Genomic DNA, 14,053 nt, shown 5'->3' on the forward strand with positions numbered 1-14,053 from the left:
CACTCCCTCTGTGATTCCTAATACATTGCTGGATAAGTTTGATTCTATCTATATCATAATTAAATTTCTGTATATGATAAAAGCACCCTATGCCAAAGTGGTTTGATGGCAATTGGCACCTACCTCGACTTCCTCGCATAAATATTTTATAATATCATCTCGCATAATGACCTCTCCTAGTTCTATCGCTCTAATGAAAAATGTACCATTTTAATATTTCCATCCATTTCTGTACCATCCACTATAAAACCACATTTTTCTGTATAAAACTTTATGTTCTCCTCTTTGTCCGCAGGGGTTATCAAAGTTATCTTCTTCCAATCTTTATATAAGTCTAACAAATAATGAAATGCCTGTTTTCCAATTCCTCTACCTTGATATGTAGGGATAACGCAAAGACAGCTCAAATAATAAACTCCCTTTTCTTTGATATCAACGGAAATGACCCCAACAGGATTATCTTCATAAAAAGCAATTAATTTGGGGAACTTTTCAATCGATGCTTCCATTTGTTCTTTGGTTTTCCCATAAGCAGGACATTCTCCGTATTTTATTAAATCATCATAGAATGCTGCATTATAAATTTCTACTATTAAATCTGCATCTTTCTTACTAGCCTTTACAAACCTCAATCTCATAACTTTCCTTTCATATACAAATTACGATATACTTATATGTAGAACAAAATATCTACCAACTAACAATATTGTTTATATAGTATACGGTAATTCATCAGCTCTTAACTCACTTGATCTTTATTAACAATAAGATGATATTTAGTATTTTTATCCCAAATATAAAACTAAATATTGTCAATCCATATATCTTAAGATTTCATCAAAGCTATTAATATGGTAATCTGCATATTTTTCAATTAATTCTTTTTGATCTTTTGATTTACAATCTAAATACTCAGTAAAAATAGTTTTCATCCCTACACTTCGAGCACCATATAATTCATTTGATCCACCATCCCCTATAAAAATACTTTCTTCAGGCTTTACGTTCAACTTCTTCATAGCAAATTGATAAATTTCCGCTTCAGGCTTTACCATTCCTACATCACACGAGAATAATGCCAGATCAAAAAGTTCAGACAGCGGAGAATCATTCCAATATTTTATATCAATTACATCAGCATTGCTTATAATGCCTAACTTGATGCCACTTGCGCGAATTTTCTGGAGAATCTCCAGAATCATATTGTCCACTATTAATAATGCCTTCTTCATACGTTCTTCCCGTTTCTCTAAAATGACCTGTTTTTGCAACTCCGTCAATTTATATGGCATCCTATTAACTATTTTATCAATGATCTCTCTATCATTTTTTATCTTGCCTTTCGCTCTTTCATCATATAATACATTGTTTTCGGCATACCCTTCCCATTCAGATAACGATATACCAATGACATCATTTTCATTTTCGTTTAAATATCCAGGATAAACTAAAGTAAAAAACAAATCAAAAAAGATTGCTTTTGTCATCTATTAACACCCCCTTGAATTCCATATTTTTACTTATATTAGTAAGAAATTCTATTATAAAAAACTACTAACTAATATTATCAGCTAGTAGTCTATGTTAACTTCTATTAAATAGCCATATACTTATTCATGTTTTCTATGGTTTCATCTAGAGAAATGCAGTCTGCATACCTTTCATTCCACATAAATTCATTATAATACTTGTAACTATCTTTCCCACTTAAATACTCATTGTCAATTGTTGAGTTAGCATTAGCTGGAACTATCATATGAAATCCATGCTCAAAGCCACACTTTATCGTAGCATCAATACATTTGTCTGTCTGTAAACCTACAACTATGATTTCTTTCTGATTTTTATTTTTCAAATATTCCAATAGACCTGTTCCTTTAAATGAACTGTTTACATTCTTAATAAATACTTTATCATTACCTAGAGGCTTAAAGTCATCATAAATTTCAAAACCTTCTTTGCCCTGAGTGAGATCAGTTCCACTTCCATTATCATGGACAACGTAAATAACCTCGATTTTGCTTTCTCTTGCTGTACTGATTATATCCTTTATATTCTTAATGAAATTTCCAAGGTTGTATAGTTGATTATTAACAAGCAACTTTTGTGTATCCACGACTAATAAAACCATTTCCTAAACCTCCATTGCCTCAGCAAATATCTATATAGATAGAATATAGATATTTCTACTAGCTGTCAATATATAATGTCCGACCTACATAAATGCATTGAATTTCACTTTTTCAACCAACCATCATATTAACCATTTTGAACTTCCTCTTTTTGATATATGAAGATTTTTTCTTCCCTATCAATAATATCACATACTCTCTCGGTCCAAGGTGAACAAAAAGCACTGGCTCCGAATTCAAGCGGCGACAATTATTACAATGGAAATTATAGACGAAATCACCATATTCTTCGATAACAATTTCAATAGCAACACAAACGCAATGAATAATTTACTACCATTTATAATCGTCGTTATATACTTAAATTAAAAATCAAGAGGTTTCTATCTATGGCCGCTTATTTTCTATTAATTGTACAGATAATTGGAATATTTATTGTTCTTTACTCTCAAGCTCTTGCAGATTACTTATTAAAATCTCAGTTTTCTAGATTTACTACAACAAAAACTACCAGCTTAATACTGATAGTTAGTAGTTTTATGATTTTTCAATTATTTTTCTCGTCTTAAAATTTCCTTTGGCGGCTCTATTTCATATGCAAGTGTATGTTCGGTAAGTTCCGAAAGAAGTTTAAGCTTTTGGTTCACAATCGGCCGCATACAATTTGGCAAGTGCTCTTGATGTGCTCTGTGAATTGCTACACATTCTTTACAATTCCCATGATATCTGCAAGCCTTTTTGCATGAGCAATGATCACTTTCTCTATATTCTTCTCGGAATTGTGCTGCAAATTCTTCCTGAAGCTTCAATCCCTCTGCTCTGTTTCCTCGATGAAAAGCAATCATAGCCTCTTTCTCTTTTTCATTTCCATCTATAATCATAATGACTCCACCTTAGTAATTTTTATATAATTATAATTTTAACTCAAATTCTACCAACTATCAATATTAAGTTTTCAAAGTACAGTAATCCGTCAAATAGCAATTTAAGCAACGAACCATCTGTTGGAATTAGTTTTTTATGCTCATCAAATTTATATGTTTCGGAATCACTTGGTATCGTTTCACTCCGGATTGCGATCGCTGCGGCTGACATACCCTACCATAACAGCATATAGCAGTGCCGACTTGCCAGTCACAGTGCCGTCTCCCTTTAAACCTGTAATAGAACAGGGAAATATTAGATTTGTTGTGGTTGTCGCACAACTGGAGGGCACTTTTTTTATGTAAGGGAAGATGGAATTATTGGTATTAGTACTAGGTACAATGGAACAAATCCAGGTGCAGGTCATATGTATGCAGGTTGTAGTTATCGGAGTAGATGATCATTTAAGGCGTGTTTTACCAATTTGAGTCTCACGGAATGCCAATGGAAAGCTCATGTTTAGGTTCGGATTTGTGATATTTTTAATCAATACTATTTTCCTTAACCCTTGCTTTCCCCCATTCATTAATGATTTCAAGGGCAGGAAGAATGTATTTGCAGCTTTCCGTAATAGAATATTCTACATGCGGAGATGTTCCGCAATACTTTTTTCTGGTCACCAGTCGATGCTGCTCTAAAGCTTTCAGTGATCGGGTTAGCATAATATTTGTAATTCCAACAAGATGACGCTTGAGTTCATTATAACGCATGCTTTCAAAGCGAGAAAGTTCCCATATAATTGCCAACCGCCATTTTCCCCCTAAGATATCAAGCGCGCGTATGACTGGACATTTTTCTGGGTAATATGGTTCTATTTTATCAGACTGTTTTTTCATGTTATATCGAATCCTTTCATTTAAGAAACAAAAATGTGCGTACTTCTTTTTTACTTCCTTGCCGTTTATAATCATTATTGTAAATGGAAACAAATAAGTCAACCCTGAATAGGAGGAAAAAAGATGGACTATAACGATATCATTTACACAAGGTATTCTGTTCGAAAATTCAGTGATAGACCAGTGGAGAAGAACAAACTAAACAAAATATTGGAAGCAGGCAGGATTGCTCCCACTGCTGGAAACCGACAGCCACAGCGGATTGTGGTTATTCAAGGTGGAGATGCATTTGAAAAAATGAAGCTGTGCACACCATGTCATTTCAACGCCCCATTGCTGCTTCTGGTTTGTTATGATCAATCCGTGGAGAATAACAATCATTACGGAGATAAACGGCCCTACGGACAGGTTGACGCAAGCATTGTGCTAACACACATGATGCTAGAGGCTCATAATTTAGGTCTTGGTACCGTTTGGGTGGGCCTTTTCAATCCTGATCTGTTGCGGGAGAATTTCAATATTCCAGCTCATTATGAAATACTGAGTTTGATGCCGATTGGCTACCCGGCTCCGGAGGCTGAACCCAGTAGCATGCACAACCAAAAATTTGATCTTACACATACGGTGTTTTATCGCTCATTTAAAAAGGAAATTAATTAAAAGCATTTCTAAGCTAAAAAGGAGATGGATACTCCGTTTTGCAAGCTATTGGACATAAACTTCACAGTAAGCTTAAATGACATATTATGAGCATAATGTGAGGCCACTAATGAAAACGGAAGAAAACTACTAGCTATCAGTAATTAAGTTAGTAGTTTTTTTATGCAGTATTTTAGTCAAGAAAATTGCTATTTAACCAATTAACACAATCATCTAATTTGCTCTTACCTCAAATCCTTCCTCCATTGCTATAGGTTTCGTGGTTTTTTGTATGCCACAGAATTAATTTTAGTAACATAATTGACCACTATATTAGTAAGCTGCAAAAAACCAATAACCAATATTTCGTCAAGATGTTTTTCTTTAATTGCTTTCTCTCTCATTTGTTTAAGAAAAGCAAGTCATAAAAGAGCAAGTTTTCTTTATATTCTGTATAAACGCTTTGATTAGCTGTATCTAATAATAATGAATCAATTATTTTTACACCCATTAGTGCAAAATCCCTCCAAACTAGTAAGTCTGGAGGGATAACCGAATTATAAAAGCACAGAAAACTTCACTAAAAAATCCCGTTTTTTATTTGGTAACTGTTTCTGTATTGACATCCGCCCCTTTCGTAGCTTCTGTCTCCTTTCGTTGTACATCTTCACCTTGATTTGGCTGCGTTATGGACTCAATTGCCTGTGCGGTAGTAGAAGGCTCAGAAATATGCTGTAAGGATACTCCAAGTTTATCCAATGTAATGAATTTGAGCAGGGTATCCATGACAGTACTATTGCCGCCGGAGCCGTTTTCGCTATTCCCCATCTGAACAACTGTTTTAGGAACAATATCGACCGTAGTATTTTTAATGGCATCAGCCAACTTATCCGTAACCTCCTGAATGACGCGGAATTCAGCGCCGCCATAAGCTTTGACCTGTGCCTCTATGGCCTGCGCCTTTGCTAAACCTACGTTTGATTCCTTGAACGCTTCCGCCTCGCCTTCCAGCTTGATTTTGGATGCATTGGCTCTTGCTAGCGCAATGATCTGGTTGGATTCCTCCTCGGCTCGACTTGCAAGAGCTGCACCATTGTTACCTTCAATTTCAATCTGAATTTTGGATTTGGTGAGGAAACTCTGCTGTTCTGCAATTGCCTGCGCTTCACGCAGAGATTTTTCGCTTTCCGCTGCGGATTGCTGTTTTTGGTAGGTGACCCTTTTTTCTTCGGCGATCTGTCGTTCCCTAAGCTGCATTAAAATGTTTTCAATTTGGGTATCGGCTACTGTGGTTTTAGGCGTGCCAATTAAAACTTCCTCCAGTTGAAGATTATATTTATCAAATTTCTCCCTCATTTCTAAGACTGCACGCTCACGAATGGCACTACGTTCCTGTATCAGTTCGATAAGAGTTTTTGTCTGTGCAACATCTTTAAAATATGCGCTGACCAACGGATCAAGAGACTGGTTTACCAACATTCCGATATCGCCAAAACGCTGAATGACCCATGGTGCTTGCTTATAGTCAATATGCATTACAACTGAGAGTGGCAGTGAGGGCTCAAATGCATCCTTGGTGATAATATCCACTTCCGTAAGGTTTTCATCATACTTATGATCGCCAGTTTCAGTTTTGTTCCATTTTAAGATGATATTGGTTGTTGGAACAAGTACAACTTTACCAGCATCAGTATTAAAAGCATATTTTCCGGGCATCAGAGGCTTTTCAAGTACACCTTTAGAGCCAACGCTGACAAGTTCTCCATGCTTATAGTTCTCTCCCGAGGTATCCACTCCCTCACGGCCAAAGAAAGAGACCACAACGCCCACAAATCCAATGGGAACGACTGTTTTAGTCCGGAATTCAACAGTAGCGAATAGGCGATTAATGTAATAGGTACCATCCGTTAAGACCTGAATCTGTTTCCCTCGCCTTCCACCAAGCTCCAGAAATTTCTCTGGGTCCTGAAAGCTCGCATGCTGTTCGCCCATATCTGGAGCGATAATCTCCCCTTGCTGAATAGACGTTCCATCATGCACTGTGACTATGCCCATCATGTCACTGGACTCATTACTTCTGCCCATGATTATCACAGGTGTAAACCCGTTCCTGTCAGCCAGTGTTTTCTGCATACTGACCAATTCGTTCTGATCCTGCTTGAAGTTGCTGGAGATAGATTTGATGTAATTGGGGGTAATTACAATAAACTGAGCCAAATTAATTGCATACGTCCCTTCCCTCAAAATGCCCCTCTGTGGACCACGCTGTCCGCCGTTTTTAAGGAATCCTGAAACATCCTGAAAATTATTTGCTTCCTCCACAATACGACCCAGAGTTTGCACCGGGGCGAGTGGAGAACCATCACGGGCGAATAAATAGGCAATCTGTCCCTGCGGAATTGTAATAAGGGGGTATTTATGTATTTTGTACATCAGAACCGACTTAAAATGGATGCCACCACGCAGCAGTCCAGGCGCATACCCTGCTTCACCATTTAGAGCTATAATAGAATCCTTAAGAGAACCCTTTGGACTCCACCATTTTTCTACTACAGCTACCTCATTAGAACTGATCACTCTTAACCCCAAAATTTTGAAAATAAGCAGGTAAAACAGTACAACTATTCCCACTGAAATACCCGCTATCGTTAGCCATTGTTCCATAAATAATTCCTCCTAATCTAATTTTGTTGATACATTAATAATGGCTTGTGGTAAAATATATTATGATAGAAGCTATGTTACCAGGCCTTAGAATACTCTCAGATATAAAATACCGATAAAAATAAAAGAACAAAAAGCAGTAGCCACTTTGTCTGGTATGAGCCAGTTGAATCGTGGTTTTGCTCCGTAAATCTTAACAATCAGGAGAAAAAACATAAGGGATCTCTGCTTTTAACACAAAATCTCTCCTTTATTCTATAAGACGATTAATCAGCGCTATATATTCTTTGCTCCTAGCTAGACTCAACTCGCCATGCTTCATACCAGGGTATTTACACAACCGAGCATGAGGAAGAATACTTATCAGCTTTCTAGCCGACTTATCCATAATTCTCATCTCTTTTCCACCAATAATAATCATTACCTTTGCTTTTGAGTACTTAAGTCCAACCGGTACCTTGTAGCCAACATTACTTATACTAATATTCACCAAAGATTCTTTTGACATGTTTTTACTGTCGTTAAAGTATTGATTAAATAAATTTTTATTGATGTAAAGAGCCTTTGCCTGCAATTTTGCAAACCATTTATATCGTATAAGTCCATAAAACATTCCACTGCTCTTAGCTAGAAGACGTGTCAAACTGCCAGGAGGAATCACCATCGCGCTTTCAATAACGGCGTATTTTGCAATATCCATTCTCCGTGAAAGAACAGCAATGATGATTTGACCTCCTAAAGACAAACCGCATAGGGCATGCACATTTCCATTGATATTTGTGTCAATGTACTGTAAGAGCTTTTGAGCAGATTCTTCTATACTTATAAAAGTTGTTTTTCCATCATCACCATGTCCGTCTATAATTGGAGTCACAACATGGTATTTCTCTTTCAGTAGAGGAATTATATCTGTAAAAGCCCACCAGGAAAGCCCTCCGCCATGTAACAAAATAATTGTAGGTAGCGCTTTATCACCAAACTCTCTAAATATCATTTCTACACCTTCACCCCTTCGCCTACCTAATATACGGCCGTACTAATAAATGGCATATAAGAATAAAATATCACAACAGTGTGGCGATATTTTTACACTCCGACAAGTTACATTATTCTTATTATTATGGATGTTAGTACAGAATAAAGTTTGTCTATAAGCATGCACGCCGAATTAAATAGCTTTAAATAAAGCTATAACCATTGTAATGGGATACGTCAATTTTTTCTATATCCTTAATGCCATATTACTCCTTATGATACCAAATATCAATATTCTTTTTCCAGTGTGTACATTATCAAAAAAATAACTCTCTGTTTATTTGATTTATGACAATAAAAACCTCCAACTCAATACTGATCGTTATTAGTTTTCTTTACATTTTTATTTATCAGCTTTACATTATACCCATAACAAGAATCTGATTAGACAGATTGAACCTATATATTTAATAATTCTCGATATATAAATTCCTTCCTGTTCTTATCAACAATATATCAATTACAACGGTGCTTACATATAATAGGTAGGTATTGCTTCAACTCTTTAGAACATATACTATAATCATTTATAAATCCCTATCATTTATACTTCACAGTTTTTTCACATGCCGTACAAACTTTATTTACAAGTTCTACAAACTTTTTTCATATCTTTCCTATATACTTAAATCATAAACAAGAGCAACCCCAAAACTTGTTTTAATGAAAAACTTTTTTTCATAACTCGCCGGTGAAACCCACATTTCACCGGCTCCTCCCTTTTTAAAGGGTTTTTCTGTTTATCTTCCTCCATTTCCCATCCTCTCCTAAATCAATAGTCCTTGTAGGTTTTTTCGCTACTTTGCCATTAAAGGTAGTAATTATAAGGAAATGACCGTTGCAAAGATACACGTTCTATTATAGAATAGGAGACGTGCCCAAAGCATACGCAAATCTGGAGGATATATTACATGAAGAAAAATGCAATCGTAGGACAATCCGGTGGTCCCACCGCTGTAATCAACGCAAGCCTTTACGGCATAATTAAAGAAGGAATGGCTCACGAAGAAATTGGCCGGGTTTATGGCATGATTAATGGCATCGAAGGCTTCATGTCCGGTAATTATATGGATTTATCAAATGACTTAACCGCAGAAGAACTGGAGCTGCTTAAATTAACTCCTGCTGCTTATTTGGGTTCTTGCCGCTATAAGCTTCCGGATGATCTCTCTTCCCCATTTTACCCTGCTTTGTTTGAAAAGTTTCGCACCATGGAGATTGGATACTTCTTTTACATTGGCGGAAATGATTCCATGGATACCGTAAGTAAACTTTCTCGTTATGCTGCCCATCATCAGAGTGATATCCGTTTCATTGGAATCCCTAAAACAATTGATAATGATTTAGTACTTACCAACCATACCCCAGGATATGGCAGCGCTGCTAAATATGTAGCAAATACGGTCCGAGAAATCGTACTGGACGCTTCTGTTTACCAGCAGAAATCAATCACTATCATAGAATTAATGGGTCGCCATGCAGGTTGGCTTACTGCAGCCAGTGCCTTGGCAAGAAAATTTGTAGGTGATAACCCTGTACTTATCTACCTTCCTGAATCAGATTTTGATTTTGAACAATTTGCTTCCGATGTAGAATCCGCTTTAGCAAAAAGAAATTCTATCATTATCTGTGTATCCGAAGGTCTCTCAGATTCCCATGGTAAATTTATTTGTGAGTATGCGGATGAAGCCCGCTTAGATACGTTCGGTCACAAGATGCTGACAGGAAGCGGAAAGATGTTGGAAAACTTTGTAAGAGATCGTTTCGGCGTAAAGGTACGTTCTATAGAGCTAAATGTCAATCAGAGGTGCAGCGGCATGTTGGCATCTGCAATCGACATTGAAGAATCCGTACAAGCAGGTACCGAAGGAATAAAAGCCGCCTTAAAAGGCATCACAGGAATGATGATTGCTTTCAATCGCACTGCTGATTCACCTTATACCATGGAATGCGTTACTGTAGACGTAAATGAAGTATGTAATAAGGAAAAATTATTCCCTGATGAATGGATCTGTAACAACGGATCTGATGTTACAGAAGAATTTTTCCATTACGCACTCCCCCTTATTCAGGGCGAGCCAGAAAGAGCCATGGAGAGTGGCCTTCCAGTTTACCTTTACAGACATAATTAAGCAACAAAAAAGGATTGCATTTCTTGTCCATAATTATATGGGCTAGGGTTGCAATCCTTTTGGGTTTCAATACAAATGAAAAATAAAACATTATTTATATTTTTGTAATAATATTCTGCATTTTTTTACTGCATGTCTCATATATTTTAAATAAAGCCTATTTTATTTTAAAAAGCACCTATGGGAGCAAGTGAAAATGAATGAAGAAATGTTTTTAGACCGCATTCCCTGCGGCTTACTGAAGCTAAAAGCCCAGGAGCCTTTTTCAATCCTCTATTGTAACCAGACCATCAAGACCTGGTTCTGTCCGCACGCCTTTTTAGAAGATCTTGTCTGCGAAGCGGATTATGAGGCAATCGTTTATGAAGTCAAAGACCGACTTAAAAGTAAGATAAATCGGTTTGCTTTAGAATTTAAGGCAAGAAATGAAGAATCTAGTATCTGGCTATCCATTGATGCCAATTATGTTTTGGAGGAGGACTTTTTATACTGTGCTGTTACAGATATTACGGATTTAAAGAAGTCCCAGGAGCGCTTACGGCTCAGAGAAGAACAATATCGCCTTGCAACTCAACATTCCAGTTGTCTCGTCAGCATTTACGATATTACTTCTAGAACCATCTCTCCTACCCCGGAATTTTCTAGAAATTTTCCATTCCCCTACGCTCAATCTCTATCTCCTGAATTCCTTATTGAAAATGATATTGTGCATAAGGAAAGTGTGGATGATTTTCTTGAGTTTTTTCGATCAATGGAGGCTGAAAAACCGGAAGGAAAGTGCATTGTTCGTCTAAAAACCGGTGGCAAATTCTGTTGGTTCTCCACCCGTTATTCTCTTGTATTCACTGATAAAAAAGCTCCTATCCGCAGCATCATCTCTTATCAGGATATCACCGATGAGTACGAAAAAGAGCTGGCCTACCAAAGGTGGATGGAGTACATGAATGAACAGAAACGAAATTGCATTGGTTACTATGAGTACAACATTAAGTTTGATTTGTTTGAAGAAATCATTGGTGAATTACAAACCAAACTGCCAGATTACGCATCCAATACCTTTTCTGAAATCATGGGTTTTGTCGCTGAACAGTTTATCTATGAGGAAGATAAGGAAATGTATCTGAAGTTTTTTAATAAAGACCAACTTCTCCATCATTATTATAAAGGGAATCGTTCTCTACATATAGAACACCGACGTATTCGGTCAAATGGCAGCATCTTCTGGGCACTTGGAACCGTTCAGATTGTTTGTGACCCTTATACGGACTCGATCAAGGCCTTTATTCTAATCAAGGATATTGATGATACCAAACGGGAAGCAATCTCTTTGCAGGAGCTATCAGAACTGGATTCCCTTACAGGACTCCTAAACCGGGCAACCGCCATAAGATCCATTTATCATACTTTTAAAAACTGCCCTACCCATCATATCCTCATAATGCTTGATATCGACCGTTTCAAGCAATTAAATGACAGCTACGGACATCAGTTTGGTGACAAGGCATTGCACAGGGCTGCTTCCAGATTAAAGTCTGCATTAAGGCGAGAAGACATATTTGGGCGTCTGGGAGGAGATGAATTTATTATCCTCTTAAAGGATGTATCTTACAGCATAGACTTATATACCAAGCTGGAGGATTTATGCAATCTTATTACAAGTGCCCTGGAACCAGAAGTACACATCTCCGGGAGTTTGGGAACCGCTGCGTACCCAGAGGATGGAACCAGCTTTGAAGAATTATATGAAAAAGCAGATATTGCTCTCTATCATGCGAAAAAGCATGGACGAAATCAATACGCTGTTTTTGAGCCTGGAATGAGTATGAAGGAATGTTGAATACAAAAAAGTCCTTTGGTCTAACCAAAGGACTTTTTCGTATATGCAGAAGAAGGGACTTGAACCCTCAGGGTATTACTACCACACGGACCTGAACCGTGCGCGTCTGCCAATTCCGCCACTTCTGCGTCTTAGTTGTATGAATTTAATAACTAATTCCTACAATTATAGTGCTACACACCCAGTAAATAACCATGTGCTTTTTGTATTAAAACTATCTTATCTGGATAAAAAAAAGAACCCTTAATAAGGATTCCAACTTTTAATGCGGGAGATGGGACTTGAACCCACACGATCATACAACCACAAGATCCTTAGTCTTGCCTGTCTGCCAATTCCAGCACTCCCGCACGTCATTTTACAAAACCAGACAGCCATGACACTCTGTAAGGTTTCATGCAGAAGAAGGGACTTGAACCCTCAGGGTATTGCTACCACACGGACCTGAACCGTGCGCGTCTGCCAATTCCGCCACTTCTGCGTTTCGTTGTTATCTTTCGCGACAACAATAGCTATTATAGTATACAAGCCCTGTTATGTCAATATGTTTTTTTCCATTTTTTTTCAAATAGTTTTTTGTATGAATTTTTCAAAAAATATTGACAATTATGCCAAAGGATGATAAGATTACCTTCGTTGCGCGGGAGTGCTGGAATTGGCAGACAGGCAAGACTAAGGATCTTGTGGTTGTATGATCGTGTGGGTTCAAGTCCCATCTCCCGCATTTTTAGTTTTCTATTGACAAACCTCTTAATTGGGGTATAATAGATGATGTATTCCTCGATAGCTCAGTTGGTAGAGCAAACGGCTGTTAACCGTTAGGTCGTAGGTTCGAGTCCTACTCGGGGAGTTTTAATCACACTTAAGGTGTGATTTCTTTATTATAAAAGCTGCTGTAAAAGAAAAGGTCAATGTAATTGACGCTATCACTTCTTTATACAGCAGCTCTTTATATTTATGGCAATTGGTATATTTTTTTCAGACACTGAATAATATTAAACGTACATACCTGTCAAGGTAGTACTTAGGTGTTTACGGGCACCCATATTATCGGGCGGAAGGTCTCTATCTCCTGTAGATCTTCCGCTTCTTTTAAAATCAGCAGTCACAATCATCATTATTGTTATTCCAATTGTTATCCCTATTGTTATCCCAATTATTATCCCAATTGTTATCCCTATTGCCTCCACACCTGCGACAGCCATCCCAAAAGCCTTTCCAGTAAGCTCTTTTTCTTTCCTCTTCACAATCATGATCGTTATCATTGCAACCGTCATGATTCCAGTTGCCACAACCATTGTGATTCCAATTACATCTATTGTTACAAGAACCCCAAAAACAGCCCATACATTACACCTCTTTTCTTTTTAATTATACCTTATTGTATGAAATCGGCAGACAAGATGTGATTCCATGTCATGTTGCGTGAAGTATGACAATAAAATGAATTTAATTTTTCATTAACTGCTTTGGCTCCACTTCATATATTATAAGTATGAATAATAAAAAAAGGATGTAATAATATGCCCCCATTCTCCCCTAATAATAATTCAACAGGAGGCCCAATGCCAATGGGTCCACCTCCTTCTACGCCACCTCAGAGACCGGCTCAGATGCGTTCAGGAACCAAAATGGTGGACGCCGGCTCTATCAGATATTGTATTGGTAGATTCACTTATGTTTGGATGCGTAACGGCCAAGAATTCTGGTTTTTCCCCATCCAAATTTGGAGAAACAGTGTGTCAGGCTTTCGTTGGGACAGAAGATTTGGCTGGTCTTATACAGGAATTTCTTTAAACCGAATTGATATGTTTACCTGCTCCCGCTAAATCAGAAAAGCCAACCCATAGAAAT

At 37.4% G+C, this 14,053-nt stretch carries 13 protein-coding genes and 5 tRNA genes; 6 read left to right on the forward strand and 12 right to left on the reverse strand.

Annotated features, from left to right (window positions below; genetic code table 11):
* Window positions 1-182 precede the first annotated feature (182 nt).
* The 6 genes from BET01_RS19635 to BET01_RS19660 form a co-directional block, all read right to left on the reverse strand.
* The gene (locus BET01_RS19635) at window positions 183-638 is read right to left on the reverse strand and encodes a GNAT family N-acetyltransferase (protein WP_120198573.1); all 456 of its coding nucleotides are present in this window, start codon (window positions 636-638) and stop codon (window positions 183-185) included.
* A gap of 174 nt (window positions 639-812) precedes the next feature.
* A complete protein-coding gene (locus BET01_RS19640; protein WP_120198574.1) occupies window positions 813-1,487 on the reverse strand; it encodes an HAD family hydrolase in 675 nt (224 codons plus the stop codon).
* Between the two features lie 107 nt (window positions 1,488-1,594).
* The gene (locus BET01_RS19645) at window positions 1,595-2,131 is read right to left on the reverse strand and encodes a cysteine hydrolase family protein (RefSeq protein WP_120198575.1); all 537 of its coding nucleotides are present in this window, start codon (window positions 2,129-2,131) and stop codon (window positions 1,595-1,597) included.
* A 112-nt stretch (window positions 2,132-2,243) separates the two neighbouring features.
* A complete protein-coding gene (locus tag BET01_RS22615) occupies window positions 2,244-2,462 on the reverse strand; it encodes a GFA family protein (RefSeq protein ID WP_456298621.1) in 219 nt (72 codons plus the stop codon).
* Between the two features lie 221 nt (window positions 2,463-2,683).
* Window positions 2,684-3,013: an LPS biosynthesis protein gene (locus BET01_RS19655; RefSeq protein WP_120198577.1), complete on the reverse strand. Its 330-nt coding sequence runs from the start codon at window positions 3,011-3,013 to the stop codon at window positions 2,684-2,686.
* Between the two features lie 525 nt (window positions 3,014-3,538).
* Window positions 3,539-3,892 (reverse strand): winged helix-turn-helix transcriptional regulator, encoded by a 354-nt coding sequence (locus BET01_RS19660; RefSeq protein WP_120198578.1) that lies wholly within the window; start codon window positions 3,890-3,892, stop codon window positions 3,539-3,541.
* 123 nt (window positions 3,893-4,015) lie between these two features.
* Here BET01_RS19660 and BET01_RS19665 point away from each other — a divergent pair, with 123 nt between their 5' ends.
* Window positions 4,016-4,552: a nitroreductase family protein gene (locus BET01_RS19665; protein WP_120198579.1), complete on the forward strand. Its 537-nt coding sequence runs from the start codon at window positions 4,016-4,018 to the stop codon at window positions 4,550-4,552.
* A 576-nt stretch (window positions 4,553-5,128) separates the two neighbouring features.
* On the opposite strand, the gene BET01_RS19670 is transcribed toward BET01_RS19665, so the two are convergent.
* Together BET01_RS19670 and BET01_RS19675 are read right to left on the reverse strand one after the other, a co-directional pair.
* The gene (locus BET01_RS19670; RefSeq protein WP_120198580.1) at window positions 5,129-7,195 is read right to left on the reverse strand and encodes an SPFH domain-containing protein; all 2,067 of its coding nucleotides are present in this window, start codon (window positions 7,193-7,195) and stop codon (window positions 5,129-5,131) included.
* 250 nt (window positions 7,196-7,445) lie between these two features.
* On the reverse strand, window positions 7,446-8,189 hold the full coding sequence (locus tag BET01_RS19675; RefSeq protein ID WP_120198581.1) for an alpha/beta fold hydrolase: 744 nt from the start codon (window positions 8,187-8,189) through the stop codon (window positions 7,446-7,448).
* A gap of 952 nt (window positions 8,190-9,141) precedes the next feature.
* Between BET01_RS19675 and BET01_RS19680 the strand changes: the two genes are divergently transcribed.
* Both BET01_RS19680 and BET01_RS19685 read left to right on the forward strand, forming a co-directional pair.
* A complete protein-coding gene (locus tag BET01_RS19680; RefSeq protein ID WP_120198582.1) occupies window positions 9,142-10,362 on the forward strand; it encodes a 6-phosphofructokinase in 1,221 nt (406 codons plus the stop codon).
* Between the two features lie 196 nt (window positions 10,363-10,558).
* Window positions 10,559-12,199: a sensor domain-containing diguanylate cyclase gene (locus BET01_RS19685; protein ID WP_120198583.1), complete on the forward strand. Its 1,641-nt coding sequence runs from the start codon at window positions 10,559-10,561 to the stop codon at window positions 12,197-12,199.
* A 44-nt stretch (window positions 12,200-12,243) separates the two neighbouring features.
* Here BET01_RS19685 and BET01_RS19690 read toward each other — a convergent pair.
* From BET01_RS19690 to BET01_RS19700, 3 genes are all read right to left on the reverse strand, one after another.
* Window positions 12,244-12,327, reverse strand: a tRNA-Leu gene (locus tag BET01_RS19690).
* 138 nt (window positions 12,328-12,465) lie between these two features.
* Window positions 12,466-12,549: transfer RNA gene (locus BET01_RS19695), tRNA-Leu, on the reverse strand.
* Between the two features lie 47 nt (window positions 12,550-12,596).
* Window positions 12,597-12,680, reverse strand: a tRNA-Leu gene (locus BET01_RS19700).
* 159 nt (window positions 12,681-12,839) lie between these two features.
* Here BET01_RS19700 and BET01_RS19705 point away from each other — a divergent pair.
* Window positions 12,840-12,923, forward strand: a tRNA-Leu gene (locus BET01_RS19705).
* A 53-nt stretch (window positions 12,924-12,976) separates the two neighbouring features.
* Window positions 12,977-13,049 (forward strand) — tRNA-Asn (locus tag BET01_RS19710).
* Between the two features lie 145 nt (window positions 13,050-13,194).
* Here BET01_RS19710 and BET01_RS19715 read toward each other — a convergent pair.
* Window positions 13,195-13,497, reverse strand: a complete 303-nt coding sequence (locus tag BET01_RS19715) for a hypothetical protein (RefSeq protein WP_158585111.1) — start codon at window positions 13,495-13,497, stop codon at window positions 13,195-13,197.
* Window positions 13,498-13,764: 267 nt separating this feature from the next.
* On the opposite strand from BET01_RS19715, the gene BET01_RS19720 reads away from it, so the two are divergent.
* On the forward strand, window positions 13,765-14,028 hold the full coding sequence (locus tag BET01_RS19720; RefSeq protein ID WP_207667662.1) for a hypothetical protein: 264 nt from the start codon (window positions 13,765-13,767) through the stop codon (window positions 14,026-14,028).
* Window positions 14,029-14,053 lie beyond the last annotated feature (25 nt).

The sequence above is a fragment of the Lacrimispora algidixylanolytica genome, from assembly GCF_003609635.1.
In the GTDB taxonomy this organism is placed as follows: domain Bacteria; phylum Bacillota; class Clostridia; order Lachnospirales; family Lachnospiraceae; genus Lacrimispora; species Lacrimispora algidixylanolytica.